Genomic DNA, 15,571 nt, shown 5'->3' with positions numbered 1-15,571 from the left:
AAGCCGCTGCAAACACAACACGTTGGATCATCGGCCTGGATACCATCCGGTCTGATGATCGAGCGTCATGATCGGGCCCGGACGGAAGTCGGACCGCCAGCCTTGCCCCGCGTTTCAGGCCAGCGTTGCGCTCCGCGATCGCAGCCTTCCGGCAGGCTTGTGATTTGACAATTCGGGCAGCGAGCCTAAGTCATGAGACATGATGGCGCGCTTCTCCAATTTCCGTCGCGGCCTGCACCGGGCAGGTAACCTGATCGCGGGCAACTAGCCCCGGATTCGTCGCGCCGCGCGCCTMGGGTTCGGGKCGGTCGGCGTTCCGGCGCCGAATCGGCATCATTCCGGACTTAAGGTCGACGCGGGCAACGCCCCGCACATCCACCATCAGCGCAAGCGACGAAAGCGTCTGCCGAAGGCAGAGAGCCCCCCCGACGCCATTGTCCGGCATCGTGCAAGCTCGCCTGCGCGCAATCTTCCACTGCTACGCGCTGCCCACGGGTGCGCAATCATTCAGGACGACGTTCACATGACCAACCGGACCTCCGGCGGGGCAAAGCCCCGTATCACCTTGACCGCAATCGATCACGAGAAGCTCACCCAGCTCGCGATTGCCGCGACCAACACCTTTCCCGATGTCGCAGCGGAACTCGCCGACGAAGTGGCGCGCGCCCGCGTTCTCGCCAAGGGGCGCCAGCTCGCCGACGCCGTGCGCATGGGCAGCGAAGTGCTGTTCCAGGACGAGGTCACGGGCAAGACCACCACCGTGACCCTGGTCTATCCGCCCGAGGCCGACATCGCCCAGGGCAAGATCTCGATCCTGACCCCGATCGGGACCGCTCTGATCGGCCTCTCGGTCGGCCAATCCATCAACTGGACGACGCGCAGCGGCGACGTGAAGCGTMTGACGGTTCAGGCCGTCCGCGATCCAGCCGATGGCGCGCCCCAACCGGCCTGATTGCGGCGGGCGACAGCGAGCCCTCAGGAGCGGGCGAGAACGTCGGCGAGCGAAGGCCTCGCATGACCGTCTCGCCCCGCCACCGCCGGCGCGGCGAGCATGGCGTTGAGGACGGCCTCCTGGGTCGCCTCGGCGGCCGCGCGAAACGGCAGATCGATTCGATTCTCGTTGAGCACGACCATCGGCGCGAGATCGGCGCGTTCATGATGGCTGATGCGGCCGGCCGTGCTGAAGGCCAGCGCGATATCGCCGCTGCCATTGCCCCAGAATGCGCCGAGCCGCGCCAGCCCCGCACCGCACCGCCTGGCAACGCGCGTCAGCTGCCGCGATTCCATCGGGATATCGGTCGCCACCACGATGATGACGGACCCACGCTCGGGCGCGGCCGCGTGCGGCATGGCKGGCGGAACGGGCCGGCGGCCATCAGGCAGAACCAGATCTCCCGCATTGCCAAAATTGGCCTGAACCAGCACGCCGAGCGTATAATCCCTGCCGTCCAGCCTGAGCAGGCGCGAGGCCGTGCCGATGCCGCCCTTGAAACCAAAGGCGCTCATGCCGGTCCCGCCGCCGACGGCGCCCTCCTCGACCGGGCCTGCCATAGCAGCATCAAGTGCCGCGAAGGCGTCGCTCTCGCTCAGAACGCGCGCCCGAATGTCTGAGAGAAAACCGTCATTGCACTCGAGCACGACCGGATTGACCGTTCCGGTCGTCCGGCCAATGTCGGGATTGGCCGCGAGCGCGCGCGTGACGAGGGCATTGAAGCCAGTTCCGACCGACAATGTGTTTCCCAGCAGAAGCGGGGTTTCGATCTGGCCGAGTTCGGAGACCTGCACCAGCCCGGCACTCTTGCCAAAGCCGTTGATGACATCGACACCGGCGCGCAGCTTCTCGCGGAACAGATCGTCGCCATKGGGCAGGATGGCCGTGAACCCGGTCTGGATATCCCCGTMGCGAATGGTCCTGTGGCCGACACGGACGCCGGCAACATCGGTAATCGCATTGAGCGGGCCGGGCGGCAGCGAGCCGCAGATCAAACCAAGGGAACGGGCGCGGGCAGGCATGGGCGGCAATCCGGCTGGCTGACGATGCTCCCGGCTATAGCGCAAACCCCGGCATCCGCCAGCACTGGAACGCAGCTCCGTTCCCGCGATCAGGGGGACCGGGCGAGAGCGATCGCATCGGCCACTTCCTCGTAGCGATCGGTTAGGGTCGCGGTCGCGACGCGGATATGGGCACTGGGCAGGACCGAGAACTTGCTGCCGGGATTGACCGCGATGTTGCGCGCGGCGAGCGTCACCATCGCGAAGGGCTCCGAGATGATCGGAACCCACAGGCAAAGGCCGCTTCCGGGCGCGGTGTGGATGCCGCGCGCGGCCAGCGCCGCAGCGAGCCTGTCGCGCCGCTGCTTGTAGATGATGCGAGCCTTCGCCACGATATCCCGACTCGCCTCGTCACGCAGCAGCCAGGAGGTTGCGCCCTGGAGCAGGCGGCTCGTCCAGCCCGCGCTGAAGGCCCGATAGGACTGGACCTGTTCGACGATCGCAGCCGAACTCGACAGCACCGCGAGCCGCAGATCGGGCCCGAGGGTCTTCGAATAAGAGACGATATGGATGGTGCGCTCCGGAAAGCGCACGCCGAGTGACGCGGGCGGTGCCTCCGAGATGTCGGCCACGCCGTCATCCTCGATGATCAGCGCATCGCTCTCAGCAAGGATGTCGCCGATCAGCGCGAGCCGTTCAGCACTGACCGTCTGCCCCGTAACCGAGTGCAGTCTTGGCTGGAACACGAATGCAGCAAGCCGCTCCTGCGCCGCGGCGCGGAGCGAGGCCGGCAGGGGGCCGTGCTCGTCGCAGGCCACAGGCACGATCCTGACGCCAAGATCCTCGAGGATGTCGAGCAGCCGCATGGCCGTCGGATGCTCGATCGCGACGGCCGAGCCCGGCGCCACAAGGGCCCGCAGGGTATTGTAGACGGCATTGTAGCCGCCATTGGTGGCGAGGAATGCTTCCGGCCGATAGGGCCAGCGCGCTTCGGCCGCCTCGCGCAGTTCCGGTACGACCCGGCTCCGTTCATAGCTGTTGAGCTTGTCGACCGTTGCGCCATGGGCCAGCGCCTCTGCGAGCGGTGGCAGCAGGGCTGTGTCGGGAATTGCCAGCGACAGGTTCAGCACGCCGGCACCGTAGTCGCCGGAGCTCGCCAGCCGTTCCGGCTGGGCGATGAAGCGGTCCCCACTGACCCAGGTGCCGTTGCGCCCCCGGCCGCGAATGAWCTTCTGGCGGCGCAATTCGCTCCAGGCCTCGGAGATCGTCGCCGGACTGACCTTCATTTCGTAGGCGATGTCGCGGATCGCCGGCAGCCGCGCCCCGACAGGCAGCGCCCCCGCCCTGATCAGCGCGCTGGTCTCCAGGGCGATGCCCCGGATGCTGCGATCAACGATCGTTCTTGCGAGCCAGTCGGCGCTGATCGAGCTGTTCATCTGCCGGCCATTTAATGTTCAATAACATAATAACATTTGCGCAGTTATTTTTGAACATTTAGCACTTGGCCTGTCGAGAGCTTTTCAGAGTTGCCAACATGGCTGTGACGCTGCGCCTTGCACTCCGCGATTGGGACTATATGACCCCGCTCGTTCTTGGCGACGTCTCCTCGCCCCGGCTGAAGATCCAGGTCGATCGCGTCGGCACACTGGTCGGCGATCTGGCCACCGACGAAGCTTACGATGCCGCAGAGCTGTCATTCAGCCGCTATGCCCAGCTGCGCCATGACGGCAACGACACGATCGTCGGCATGCCGAACTTCATCATGCGCGGCTTTCGTCATCGCTGCATCGTGACGACCAAGGACAGCTCGATCCGCACGCTCGCCGACCTTGCCGGCAAGAAGATCGGCGTCACAGGCTGGCGCGATTCCGGCAACACCTGGACCCGCGCCGCCGTGCGCCGCGAAGGCGTCGGCGTCGAGGACGCTATGTGGTATGCCGGGCGCCTGACCGAGGCTCACCCGATCACCGACCGCCTCGACGGCTTCGGTCGTCCCGGTCGGATCGAGGCTGCTCCGGGTGAGCGCCCGATGGTGGATCTCCTGCGGGATGGCGGGCTCGATGCCGTCTTCACTCCCTTCATGCCCAAGGGCTTCTTCGATCCGGCCTCGCCGTTCCGTCAGGTGCTCGAGGATTTCCGGGCGGCGGAGACCACCTATTTCCACGAGGTCGGCTACATCCCGGGCATGCACCTGATCGGCTTCAAAGCCGAATTCGTCCGCGACCACCCCTGGATCATGGACGAGCTCAGTGCGTTGATCGACGAGTCGCAGCGGCTCTGGCTCGAGAAGCGCGAGAAATACGCCGATACGACACCCTGGATGTTCGACGAGCTGCGCCGTTGCGCCCGCGATCTGCCCTCTTCGTGGAGCGCGAGCGGTTTCGCCGAGAACGAAGTCATGATCGCCGATTTCGCGACCGAGCTCCATGAGCAGAAGATCCTGCCGCGCCTGCTGACACCGGCCGAGCTTTTCCCGCGGCAAGCGCGCACCCGCTGACACGCCCGAGAAGCGTTGCGACAGGCCGGCGCCACCGCCCGGCCTGCAAGTTCAGACAAGAATGGGGAGTAGCACCATGTATTTCAGATTGATTGCCTCCGTCGCCTTCGCCGGATTGACGCTGGCCGGATCCGCGCTGGCCCAGCAGGGCACGATCGCGAAGCAGACGGTCAACGAGGAGCTGCGGGCGCGCCTGCCTGAGACGCTGCGCAGCAAGGGCAAGATGATTTCGGTCAATAACGGCTCCTTCCCGCCCTACGAGATCGTCACCGGCACCGAGATGAGCGGCGCCAGCTCCGACCTCACCGATGCCATCGGTCAGGTCCTGGGCGTCACGATCKAGCATGCGACGGTGGGAGGCCTGCCTGCCCTGCTCGCCGGCGTGAATGCCGGGCGCTACCAGTTCGCCTTTGGCCCGGTCGGTGATTTCAAGAGCCGGCAGGAAGCCAACGACTTCGTCGACTGGGTCCAGGAATTCGTCGTCTTCGCGGTGCAGAAGGGCAATCCCAAGGGCATCACCTCGCTCGACACCGCCTGCGGCAACCGCATCGCCGTCATGGCCGGCGGCTCGGCCGAGCGCGTCATCCAGGTCCAGGCAGAGAAGTGCAAGGCGGACGGCAAGAGCCCCATCGAGGTGCAGTCCTATTCCGATCAGCCGAGCTCTATCCTGTCGGTCCGCTCCAAGCGCGCCGATGCCTTCTTCTCGTCGCAGGCGCCCCTCACCTATTTCGTCGCGCAGGCCAACGGCCAGCTTGAACTCACCGGCGTCGGTGCACGCAACGGGTTTGAGGATCTCTATCAGGGCGCTGTGGTCCCCAAGGGCTCGCCGCTCGGCCCGGTTCTGCGCGATGCCGTCAAGATCCTGATCGATAACGGCACCTATGCCGCGATCATGAAGAAATGGGGGCTCGAGAATAACATGCTCAAGGAGCCCGGCCTCAATCTGGGCGGGGCCCTGCCGAAATGAGCGGCGAGCCCGCGATGACAGCGCCACCCTCGGGCGGCGCCGACCCGAGGGACGTGGTCAATGCGCACGCCCCCTTCCCGATCGCACGCCTGATCCTCTGGGCGGTCACGGCCATAATCGTCGTCGATTTCGGCCTGATCGTCGCGAGGAACGAAAATTTCGGCTGGCCGGTCGTCGCCGCCTATTTCTTCGACCGCACCGTGCTCAATGGCCTCTCGGTCAGCCTCGGATTGACGGTCGTCGCTATGGTAATCGGCACCGCGCTCGGGCTCGTGCTCGCAATCGCGCGGTTGTCGAAGGACACTCTCGCGAGCTCCTCCGCGTCGCTGTTCATCTGGTTCTTCCGTGGCACGCCGCTGCTCGTGCAGTTGATCTTCTGGTACAATCTCTCGACGCTGTTCCCCCAGATCTCGCTCGCAATCCCGTTCGGGCCGAACCTGGCGAGTTGGGAAACCAACTCGGTCATCACCCCGGTCACCGCCGCCATCGTCGGCCTCGCGCTGAACGAAGCGGCCTATATGGCGGAGATCATCCGTGGCGGCCTGCTTTCGGTCGATCGCGGCCAGGCCGAGACCGCCGAGGCCTTCGGCATGACCAAGGGCCGGGCATTGCGGCGGATCATCATTCCCCAAGCCATGCGCTCGATCGTACCGCCGACCGGAAACCAGCTCATCAGCATGATCAAGGCGACCTCGCTCGTCAGCGTCATCGCCATGGCCGATCTGCTCTACTCGGTTCAGTCGATCTACAACCGCACCTTCGAGATCATCCCGATGCTGCTGGTTGCGGTCCTCTGGTACCTGCTGATCACCTCGATCCTCAATGTCGGCCAGAGCTATATCGAGGCCTATTACAGCCGCGGCGAACGCCGCGACGGCGCGGCTGCTCCGCTGCCAGCCGTGCAGGAGGCAAGCCATTGACCGCCGCTGCAGCGACCACGCCGCTCGTCAGGGCGCGCGACATCCACAAGTCCTTCGACCATCTCGAGGTGCTCAAAGGCATCGACCTCGACGTGATGCCGGGCGAGGTCGTCGTCATCCTCGGGCCTTCGGGTTCGGGCAAGTCGACCTTCCTGCGCTGCATCAACCATCTCGAAGCCATCAACCGGGGCTTCATCGAGGTGGATGGCGAGCAGATCGGCTACCGGATGCGCAACGGCCGGCTGCAGAAGCTCACGGGCAACGGCATCGCGCGCCAGCGCCGCAAGATCGGCATGGTCTTCCAGCAGTTCAATCTCTACCCGCATATGACGGCGCTGGAGAATGTCATCGAGGCGCCGATCGGCGTCCATGGCATGAACCGCAGGGACGCGACGACGGGGGCGCTCGACCTGCTTGATCGGGTCGGCCTCTCCGACAAGGCGGCAAGCTATCCGCGCCAGCTCTCCGGCGGCCAGCAGCAGCGCGTCGCCATCGCCCGCGCCCTGGCGATCAAGCCAAAATTGATGCTGTTCGACGAGCCGACATCGGCGCTCGACCCCGAACTGGTGGGCGAAGTCCTGACGACGATGCGCGATCTCGCCCGGCAGGGCCTCACCATGATCGTGGTGACCCACGAAATCGGCTTCGCGCGCGAGGCCGCCGACCGGGTCGTGTTCATGGATGGCGGCAAGATCGTCGAAATGGGCCGGCCGGAGGAGGTGATGGACAATCCGCGCCATCCGCGCACCCAGGCCTTCCTGTCGCGCTTCCTCTAACCTTCCGTGCTCGCATCGGCATTCCCGAAGACGCCGATCCACTGTTCGGGCCGGTGCAGTAGCCGCCGTAGTCCGGCCAGTGCCGGGTCGCATCCGCAAAGACCGAGATAGATCATGTCCGCGCTCGACAACAGCTTCGCCCGCGTCTCCGATTTCGAGGCCATGGAGGCCGATCTCAGGGCGACCCGCCGTTACCTTCACGCCAACCCGGAACTCTCCCACGAGGAGGCCGAAACCGCGCGCTATGTCGCCGACAAGCTCACGGCCTGGGGTTACGAGGTGACCCGCAACGTCGGCGGCCATGGTGTCGTGGCGCGCCTCAGCAGCGGCACCGGGGCGGGCAGCATCGCGATCCGCGCCGACATGGACGCGCTGCCGATCACCGAAGAGACCGGCCTTCCCTATGCCAGCCTCCAGCCCGGCAAGATGCATGCCTGCGGCCATGACGGGCACACCGCCGTCCTGCTCGGCACGGCCGAATACCTTGCCCGCACGCGCCGCTTCGACGGCACGGTGACGCTGATCTTCCAGCCGGCCGAGGAGGCAGGCAAGATCAGCGGCGCCCAGGCGATGATTGCCGACGGGCTGTTCGAGCGCTTCCCCTTCGATGCGATCTTCGGATTGCACAATCATCCCGGCGCGCCGGAGGGCACGATCCTGCTGCGATCCGGCCCGATGATGGCCGCCGCCGACACGGTCACCATCACGATCAGGGGCAAGGGCGGCCATGCCTCGCGCCCGCATCTGACCATCGACCCGGTCGTGGTCGCCTGCCATCTCGTGGTCGCGCTGCAGACTGTCGTCTCACGCAATATCGACCCGACACAGACGGCTGTCGTCACGGTCGGCACTATCCATGCGGGCCAGGCCGTCAACGTCATCCCTGAAGAGGCCAGGCTGGCGCTCAGCGTACGCTCCTTCGAGCCGAAGATCCGCGACCTGCTGGAGGAGCGCGTCGTCAGGCTCGCCCGCTCGGTCGCGGAAGGCCACGGCGCGTCGATCGAGATCGACTACGAGCGCGGCTATCCTGTCGTGGTCAACGCCGAAGCCGAGACGGCCTTCGCGCGCATGGTCGCCGAGGAGCTGGTCGGCGCCGACAAGGTAGCGACCTGCCATCTCATCCCAGGCAGCGAGGACTTCGCCTATTTCCTCGAGCACAGGCCAGGAAGTTTCCTGCGCCTCGGCAATGGCCTCAACTCACCGATCCTCCACAGTGCGCAGTATGATTTTGCCGATGACAGCCTGACCGTCGGCGCCGCGCTGTGGGCCCGTCTCGTCGAGCGCTATCTGCAGGCCAACGGATAAAGCCGGGCCCTGTCGGCTTTCCGGATGCCGCCCCATAGTTGCCCTAGGCTCCACCGGAGCAACTTGCGGCGCGACGCTATCGTGGCGCGCGCTGGCTGAAGAGCCAAGTGCGCCATTCCGGCGCCAAGAACTGGTCCGGGCTGACTTTATGGTCCATCCCGTCATAGGTCACGAACATGGGCGAACCGCCGGCCCTGGCCAACGCATCGGCCCATGATCTCGATGCGGCATACGGATTCTCGCGGTCGGCCGTTCCATGGACGATCAGGAACGGGACCTTCGCCGCTTGTTGCGCCAGGCTGCGCTGCGGCGGAACTCCCGAGAATGCGACAACGCCCGCGAACGTCTTGGGCTTCGTTGCCGCGGCAATGATCGCCGCCGACGCCCCCATCGAGAACCCGACCAGGTAGACCCGCTGCGGATCAACCGGCAGGCGCCGTTTCAAATCCTCGACCAACGCCAGAACGTCAGCAAGCTGATCGCTCGGTTTTGCAACCCGATTACTGCCGTCGCCAGCATAGTTCGCGCTGCGCGTCGGAAATTGCGGCACGACGACATATGCCGGAAATTCACGGGCAATCGCGGGAGCGGCCCAGCTCCGGATGAAGGGCCCGACCTGGCTGACATTGTCGGTGCCCACCCCGCCCGATGCATGCAGCGCGATGACAAGCGGCAATTTCGCTTGGCTTTGAGCGGCCGGCGAAAGCAGACGATAGGGAATGCTATGCCCGTTGGGAGCGGCGAAGACGCTCGGCTGGAATAGATCAATTGGCATTTTGACGAGGGACTCGACCGCGGCCAACTGCGCCGGCGATGGCTGGGAGATGCGCCGATCTTCCCTGATTTCGCCGCCTAGAGCCCCGGATCCGGCTATGGTGAATGCCGCAAGCAGCGTCGCGGCAAGATTGAGCGATCGGCGCATCGTGTCCTCATCGGTTGCGAAATCTCAGGGTTCACCGCCTCTTCATCTGCCGTCGTCTGACGCTTCACAAACGGTCAAATCTCTGCCGAGCTGATAGATTTTCTTTGGGCTCAGGGCAGGCAATTGGCCTTCGGGCCGCTTTGTGGATTGTCGAGGGCGAGCGACCCTAGATCGTTTCGCGGCTCAGCCGGCGAATGCGGCTCAACCTCGCCTGCGAAGGTCYCACGCCTCGCGACGGCTCAGGACTTCCGGATGCAGATCAGCTCGTTCGCACCGACCACTGGCGGGGCCGCAAATACCGTCAGTGACTACCAGTCCAGGCGTCGTAGCCAGGCCTCCAGACTGTCGTCGCCGGGCTCGGCCGGTGCGAGGACACGGATCTGGGCGGCCTCGCGGGGCGCGACCCCGAACCGGGCCTTGAAGGCGCGCGAAAAAGCATCGTCGCTGGAAAAGCCGAACCTGCGCGCGAGTTTGCCGATGCCGCCTCGTTCGAGCGACGCTCCGTTCAGCGCGAGACGCGCGCGCTCCAGCCTGCGCCGGCGGATATAGTCCGAAACCCCGCCCAGTGGCGCGAACAGGCGGTACAGCGCCGAGCGTGACAGCCCGAAGGCGCAGCAAAGCATGGCCGCATCGAGCGCCGGGTCAGCGATATGGCGGTCGATGAAGCGGCACATCGTCGCCAGCGTGGCCGTCAGCGTGGATGGAGCGTCCTGGTCGCGCATCAACGAAGGCGCAAGGCAGGCTGCGAGGAGATTCGCGCTGGCCTTGAGAAGGCCGGGTGCCTCGCGAGGGCCGAGCTCCTGCGCTGCCCTCAGCAGGGCCTGCAGATGGTCTCCCGCGAGCCTGCCCAGCGCCTCCCGGCCCGACAGCACCGTGCCATGGGCTCTGTCGATTGCGTCGGCGTCGAGCCCGAGCAAGGCGCGGGGGAGAACAAGGTTGATTGCCCGCATGTCGCTGGCATGCGACCGCATGGGACGCGACAGGTCGAGGATCAGGACGTCGGACGGGCCGGCTCGCATCTCCTTGCCGTCGATATCCAGCGTCGTATGGCCGGACTGGTAGAGCTGGATCAGCAGGTGGTCGACGCCAACGGCGCCGATCAGCCCCTCCGAGCGCTCGTAGCGCTGGGCGCTTGTCATCACCTCTCCGACAAGGGCGACACCGAGATGATGGCGGCGGATGTCTCCCCGGAAGGTGGAGCGCCAGTCGCCGGAGAGAGGCTGGACGTCGAAAACCGGTGCGATTTCCTCGCGCCACCGGCCGAACATCCGCTGGGAATCGCAGTCCTGCTCGCTCACCCCTACGCCCCGTTTTCTCGACGCTGCTGCGCGGCGCCTGCGGCCGGCTGTGGCACGACACGCCCCATGCAATGCCTCCTAAACACCGAACGAGTGACCGATCGTCAAGAGACTGATTTCAGCCGCCTTCGACCTGGTTCATGGCTTTGGCACGGCAACGCGGTTGATTGGGACGCCATGCCGGCTTCGACCTCTCTCGACCATTCCAGCCTCATGTTACGGACCTGTGATCGATCCGCCTGAGCGGATGCCTGCCTCGAGACCTGCCCATGCCGTTTGCCGCAACGCGATCCACCCGTCTTCGCTCCTCCCTCCTCGCCACGACTGCTTCGGGCTTCCTCCTCGCGCTCGCGCCAACGGTGATCTCCGCGCAAGAGATCGCGGCCTTGCCAGATGCGTTCGCCGGCCGGCCCGCCCGCATGCTGCCGCGCGCCCTGGCGCTGCTGCCGCCCGCCGCAAGCTTTGTCACGCCGGAGTACAATGCCAGTTATGGGCTGGCCCAGATCGGTGCTGCCGACGCCTATGCGCTGGGGCTCACCGGCAAGGGCGTGCTGGTCGCGGTTGTCGACAGCGGCATCGATCCGACTCATCCGGAGTTTGCGGGGCGGATTTCGCCGCTGTCGCGGAACTTCGGGCTCGACCGCCCCGACCCCGCGGATATCGTCGACCGCGACCCGACCGCCCATGGCACCCATGTCGCCGGAACCATCGCCGCGGCCAGGGACGGGGTCGGAATGCAGGGTGTTGCCTATAATGCCGAGATTCTTGCCCTGCGCGCCGTCGTGCGAGGGCCGGGAGGGGATATTCCAGCCGCGATCCGCTATGCGAGCGAAGTCGGCGCGAAGGTCCTCAACGGCAGCTATGGTCCGTCCTATCCMTCACCCACGCTTCCCGACGGCAGTCCCAACCCGGACTATCAGCTGTTCCCGATCCAGCCCTACCAGCAGGTCGGCACGGCGGCGGAAGTTGCGGCCATCCGGCAGGCCGGCGCCTCCGACATGGTCATGGTCTTCGCCGCCGGCAACGAGCGGGAGGATCAGCCGGTCATCGCGCGCAACCCCACCGGCGCGGCATTCTATCCGGCGATCCGGCCAGGGAACGACAATAAGAACCTCTATGTCGTCCTCGACAATGCCGGGGACCAGGTCGATGCGAGCAAGCTCGATTATTCCGATCTCCAGCCCTACACGATTGCCGTCGTCGCCGTGGACCGTGATCGCAAGATCGCCTCCTTCAGCAACTATTGCGGGATTGCAGCAGCCTGGTGCCTCGCGGCGCCCGGCGTCAACATCCTTTCGACAGTCCCGGCTGACAAGGGTCTGAGTCCGACGCAACCCTATAATCTGTCGAGCGGCACCTCGATGGCCGCGCCGCATGTCGCGGGCACCGCAGCACTGGTCCGCGAAGCCTTTCCGTTCATGACCGCGCCGCAGGTGGTCCAGTCGATCCTGACCACCGCGACAGATCTCGGCTCCCCCGAGATCTATGGCTGGGGTCTCCTCAATGCCGGCAAGGCGGTTCGCGGCCMCGGGCAATTCCTGCAGACCTTCGATGTCGACACGAAGGGCTATTCCGGCTCCTTCGCCAATGACATTTCCGGCGCCGGCGGGCTGGTGAAACGCGGCGATGGCCGCCTCGAACTGTCGGGTCGCAACAGCTATGCCGGCGGCACCTCGGTGATCGGCGGCACGCTCGCCCTGAACGGATCCGTGACCTCGGCCGTATCGGTCGGCCAGGGTGGAACCCTGCGTGGCACGGGCCTCATCGAGGCCGGCCTGTTCAGTGCCGGCACCGTCATGCCTGGCAATTCGCCGGGAACGCTCTTCGTCAAGGGGCCGGTCGCCTTCGGCAGCACCAGTCGGTTCGTGCTTGATATCGACGGCTCCGGAACCCGCAACGGCACTGGCAACTATTCACGGTTGGTGACGACGAGCTCGGCCGGTAGCGTCGCCGCCAATGGACGTCTTGTGCCGGTCCTGCGCGGCATCTCCGGCAACGCGTCCAATCAGTTCACGCCTGCGGTCGGTTCCTCCTTCGGCATTCTCGCTGCAGCGGGCGGATTGAGCGGCAGCTTCACCGGGCTTGACCAGCCGGCAAGCGGCTTGCCCGGCAATGCCCGCTTCGATGCCCTCTACCGCGCCGACGGCCTCTCATTGATCGTGACGCCCGGCTCCTACGCAGCTCTCTCAGGTCTCGGCGGCAACGCCTGGGCCGTCGCCCAGGCCCTCGACAGCACGCGTCCCGCTGCCGGAATACGCCCCGATGCCGGCCGGCAGGAGGTGTTCGACGCGCTCTATACCACCGCGCCGGGCGCGCTCGCGCCAGCGCTGGGCTCGTTATCGGGACAGAGCTACGCCGACGCCAGGATGGCTATGATCACGGCGCAACGCATGGTCGATTCGGCCCTCGACCAGCGTCTGACTGCCGGGAGCTCTGCCCTCCCCGGCCAGGCCCCGAACCCGGGCGAGGCTGGGTATGCGAGCCTGGGCAAATCCGCGGCCGCGCGTCCGAGGCAACAGGCAGCCGCGCTCCAGCCCGGACGAGACGGCGTGGTTTGGGGACAGGCTCTCTATGGCTTCGGGCGCACTGGCAGCGACAGGTCCGGGCCCGGCACGGATTTCGGCGTGGCCGGAGCCCTGCTCGGCGTCGAACGTTCCGTGTTCAGTACGAGCCTGATCGGCGGTGCCGTCGGATACGCGCGCTCGAACGGCGATCCCAAGACCGATGCCGCGGGCCGGGTGACCGTCGACAGCTACAGCATCTCGGCCTATGGCCGCACGCGCCTCGGCGATCTGACCCTGCGCGGCGCGCTGGGCGGGACCTATGGCAAGACCGAGAACCGCCGGACGATCCAGCTCAGTCACGTCCAGCGCGTCGCCCATGGCGAGACGGATGGCTACGGCGTCTTCGGGCATCTGATCGCCGGATATGGCCTTGCTTCCATCTCCGGTCTTGAACTCTCGCCCGAGGCCGGGCTCAGCCTGAATCATTTCCGCCAGGGCGGGCTGACGGAAAGCCAGGCCGGCGCGTTCGCGCTGACACTGCGCGGCGAAAGCCAGACCTCGACCCGCACATTGGTCGGCGGCCGGCTGGCGACTCCCCTTACCTCCGATGAGCGGCTGCGTTTTGACCTCAAGGCCTATTGGTCTCATGAGCTGGCGGACAACGTCGCGATCCAGCGAGCGGGCCTTCTGGGCACCGCGTTTGCAGTCCGCACCCCTCGGGCCTCACGTGACGGAGCCGTGATTGGAGCAAGCCTCTCGGGGGCGATCGCGCCCAAGGTCGATGTGACAGGCTCCTATGACGGCGAGTTCCGTCGCGGCGCGACAAGCCACCGCTTTTCGCTTGAGGCCAGGACCCGCTGGTGAGGTCGGAGCGGCCTGGGCTCACGGGAGAGGGCAATCGGAGTGCGGTTCCCGCCGGGGAGCCGCGCTGAACGCGAGCTTGGCGTAGATCAGGGCAACCTATGTCACCTCGACGATGGCTTCGATCTCGACGGTGATTCCGAACGGGAGGCTGCCGACGCCGATTGCGGAGCGGGCATGCCGCTCGCCAAAAATCTCGACGAAGAGGTCCGAGTAGCCATTGATGACCTTCGAATGCTCAGTGAATTCACGCACCGCATTCACCATGCCGAGAATCTTCACGACGCGTCGGATCCGATCGAGCGAACCGAGCTCTTCCAGAAGGATCGCACGCTGCTGCAGGCCGACGAGGCGCGCATGCTCCGCGGCCTGTTCAGTCGAGACGCCTGCGCCGACCTTTCCGGTCGGGACCTCGCCCCCCGCGCACATAGGTCGCCGCCCGGGTCTTCACGGCGGGCAGCTGCAGCCCACGCTGCTTGATGCCCTGTTCGATCGACATTTCCTGTCCCCTTCCAGAAATTGGGAAGCCGTCCCGCGTGGCGGGCCGGTGGCGTGCCCAAGGGTTGCGATCGCCTTTCAGCGATAGAGCTCTAGGGTCAACCAATGCAATAGATCACATCAATCTGAGCAGACTCGACCTCAATCTGCTGCCCGCTTTTGATGCGCTTCTGTCTGAAGGCAGTGTCACGCGCGCGGCCAAGTGCATTGGCATAGGCCGACCTTCCATGAGCCATGTGCTCAACCGATTGCGCAGGCTGTTCAGGGACGATCTGTTCATCCGCGCTCCCGTTGGGATCAGGCCGGCCCCAGGCGCCCTGCGGCTTGCCGGGCCGATCCGCGAAGCGCTGTCGATGATCCAGGGGACGCTGCTTCAGGGAGAGAGTTTCGATCCGCTTCAGCCCGAGCGCGTCTTTCTGCTGGGGATGCCCGACAGTGTTGAAGTGCCGCTCCTGCCGCGGCTGATGGCACTGCTGGCGTCAATCGCGCCCAGAGTGCGCATTCAGGTTCGCGCGATCGACCGTTTCACCATTCTCGAGCTGCTCGACGGGCACCGCCTGCATCTGCGTGCCGCGGGCCTTCTCACTGAAGGCTCTAATCACCACAAGCGGCGCCGCCTCCACACCACCAACGATCAGACGTCGCCATGATCTGGCATCGATCCTATGACCACGACCCGGCGCATCGCTGGTTTCGCGAGACCATGTCAGGGCTCGCCGCAGCGCGTTAAAGCGAGTGCGACCGACGATACAGCCACGATGCTGACTCCTCAGCCGCCGTTTAGCGCCGCAGTTCACCGGTGCTTTGCGGCGCTGTGGCGCGAGATTGAGCGCAGAACGCAGAAAACCCCGCCTCTTATGTGAGACGGGGTTTGATATTTGATTTGGTTGCGGGGGCCAGATTTGAACTGACGACCTTCAGGTTATGAGCCTGACGAGCTACCGGGCTGCTCCACCCCGCGGTAATGGGAACGCGGCGCCGATGTTTTAGCATCGAGCGCCGCGTTTTGCGTTTTGCGATTGTGATGAGGG

General features: G+C 65.6%; 13 protein-coding genes and 1 tRNA gene. 8 read left to right on the top strand and 6 right to left on the bottom strand.

All coding sequences use genetic code 11. The annotated features are described in order from the left end of the window. The first annotated feature begins 523 nt into the window (after positions 1-523). The gene (rnk, locus tag AC1DJT_RS04330; RefSeq protein WP_476833602.1) at positions 524-952 is read left to right on the top strand and encodes a nucleoside diphosphate kinase regulator; all 429 of its coding nucleotides are present in this window, start codon (positions 524-526) and stop codon (positions 950-952) included. A gap of 23 nt (positions 953-975) precedes the next feature. Here the strand turns inward: rnk and AC1DJT_RS04325 are convergent, their stop codons facing one another. Together AC1DJT_RS04325 and AC1DJT_RS04320 are read right to left on the bottom strand one after the other, a co-directional pair. After that, positions 976-2,013, bottom strand: coding sequence for a DmpA family aminopeptidase (locus AC1DJT_RS04325; RefSeq protein WP_476833601.1), 1,038 nt, complete (start codon positions 2,011-2,013; stop codon positions 976-978). Between the two features lie 89 nt (positions 2,014-2,102). Then, entirely contained in the window at positions 2,103-3,428 is a 1,326-nt protein-coding gene (locus AC1DJT_RS04320) for an aminotransferase-like domain-containing protein (protein WP_476833600.1), read from the bottom strand. Positions 3,429-3,526: 98 nt separating this feature from the next. Here AC1DJT_RS04320 and AC1DJT_RS04315 point away from each other — a divergent pair, with 98 nt between their 5' ends. The 5 genes from AC1DJT_RS04315 (at position 3,527) to AC1DJT_RS04295 (ending at position 8,457) form a co-directional block, all read left to right on the top strand. Beyond that, positions 3,527-4,489: a substrate-binding domain-containing protein gene (locus AC1DJT_RS04315; protein ID WP_441508168.1), complete on the top strand. Its 963-nt coding sequence runs from the start codon at positions 3,527-3,529 to the stop codon at positions 4,487-4,489. Between the two features lie 76 nt (positions 4,490-4,565). Beyond that, the gene (locus AC1DJT_RS04310) at positions 4,566-5,456 is read left to right on the top strand and encodes an ABC transporter substrate-binding protein (protein ID WP_476833599.1); all 891 of its coding nucleotides are present in this window, start codon (positions 4,566-4,568) and stop codon (positions 5,454-5,456) included. Continuing rightward, positions 5,453-6,376: an amino acid ABC transporter permease gene (locus tag AC1DJT_RS04305; RefSeq protein WP_476768744.1), complete on the top strand. Its 924-nt coding sequence runs from the start codon at positions 5,453-5,455 to the stop codon at positions 6,374-6,376. Before AC1DJT_RS04310 ends, AC1DJT_RS04305 begins: the two co-directional genes overlap by 4 nt. Beyond that, entirely contained in the window at positions 6,373-7,152 is a 780-nt protein-coding gene (locus AC1DJT_RS04300; RefSeq protein ID WP_441508165.1) for an amino acid ABC transporter ATP-binding protein, read from the top strand. Before AC1DJT_RS04305 ends, AC1DJT_RS04300 begins: the two co-directional genes overlap by 4 nt. Before the next feature lie 114 nt (positions 7,153-7,266). Continuing rightward, positions 7,267-8,457 (top strand): M20 aminoacylase family protein, encoded by a 1,191-nt coding sequence (locus AC1DJT_RS04295; RefSeq protein WP_441508164.1) that lies wholly within the window; start codon positions 7,267-7,269, stop codon positions 8,455-8,457. A gap of 76 nt (positions 8,458-8,533) precedes the next feature. Here AC1DJT_RS04295 and AC1DJT_RS04290 read toward each other — a convergent pair whose 3' ends face one another. Both AC1DJT_RS04290 and AC1DJT_RS04285 read right to left on the bottom strand, forming a co-directional pair. After that, the gene (locus tag AC1DJT_RS04290) at positions 8,534-9,379 is read right to left on the bottom strand and encodes a carboxylesterase family protein (protein WP_476768743.1); all 846 of its coding nucleotides are present in this window, start codon (positions 9,377-9,379) and stop codon (positions 8,534-8,536) included. A 308-nt stretch (positions 9,380-9,687) separates the two neighbouring features. Next, positions 9,688-10,677: an AraC-like ligand-binding domain-containing protein gene (locus AC1DJT_RS04285; protein WP_441508162.1), complete on the bottom strand. Its 990-nt coding sequence runs from the start codon at positions 10,675-10,677 to the stop codon at positions 9,688-9,690. A 269-nt stretch (positions 10,678-10,946) separates the two neighbouring features. Here AC1DJT_RS04285 and AC1DJT_RS04280 point away from each other — a divergent pair, with 269 nt between their 5' ends. Beyond that, on the top strand, positions 10,947-14,045 hold the full coding sequence (locus AC1DJT_RS04280) for a S8 family serine peptidase (RefSeq protein ID WP_476833598.1): 3,099 nt from the start codon (positions 10,947-10,949) through the stop codon (positions 14,043-14,045). Between the two features lie 96 nt (positions 14,046-14,141). On the opposite strand, the gene AC1DJT_RS04275 is transcribed toward AC1DJT_RS04280, so the two are convergent. After that, positions 14,142-14,471 carry a RidA family protein gene (locus AC1DJT_RS04275; RefSeq protein WP_441508160.1) on the bottom strand — a complete coding sequence of 110 codons (330 nt, stop codon included), beginning with the start codon at positions 14,469-14,471 and terminating at the stop codon, positions 14,142-14,144. Between the two features lie 107 nt (positions 14,472-14,578). Here AC1DJT_RS04275 and AC1DJT_RS04270 point away from each other — a divergent pair, with 107 nt between their 5' ends. Continuing rightward, a complete protein-coding gene (locus tag AC1DJT_RS04270) occupies positions 14,579-15,190 on the top strand; it encodes a LysR family transcriptional regulator (RefSeq protein ID WP_476768740.1) in 612 nt (203 codons plus the stop codon). Positions 15,191-15,424: 234 nt separating this feature from the next. Here the strand turns inward: AC1DJT_RS04270 and AC1DJT_RS04265 are convergent. Next, positions 15,425-15,501: transfer RNA gene (locus AC1DJT_RS04265), tRNA-Met, on the bottom strand. Between the last annotated feature and the right edge of the window lie 70 nt (positions 15,502-15,571).

Source organism: Allobosea sp. 05T422_2, from assembly GCF_056396265.1.
The sequence above is the reverse complement of the archived record's forward strand: the minus strand, read 5'-3'. Positions and strand labels throughout refer to the sequence as shown.

Excerpts from the sequence above, each read along its gene's own strand:
- AC1DJT_RS04315 (WP_441508168.1), top strand. The coding sequence starts at position 3,527 with ATGGCTGTGACGCTGCGCCTTGCACTCCGCGATTGGGACTATATGACC.
- AC1DJT_RS04305 (WP_476768744.1), top strand. The coding sequence starts at position 5,453 with ATGAGCGGCGAGCCCGCGATGACAGCGCCACCCTCGGGCGGCGCCGAC.
- AC1DJT_RS04295 (WP_441508164.1), top strand. The coding sequence starts at position 7,267 with ATGTCCGCGCTCGACAACAGCTTCGCCCGCGTCTCCGATTTCGAGGCC.
- AC1DJT_RS04290 (WP_476768743.1), bottom strand. The coding sequence starts at position 9,379 with ATGCGCCGATCGCTCAATCTTGCCGCGACGCTGCTTGCGGCATTCACC.
- AC1DJT_RS04275 (WP_441508160.1), bottom strand. The coding sequence starts at position 14,471 with ATGTGCGCGGGGGGCGAGGTCCCGACCGGAAAGGTCGGCGCAGGCGTC.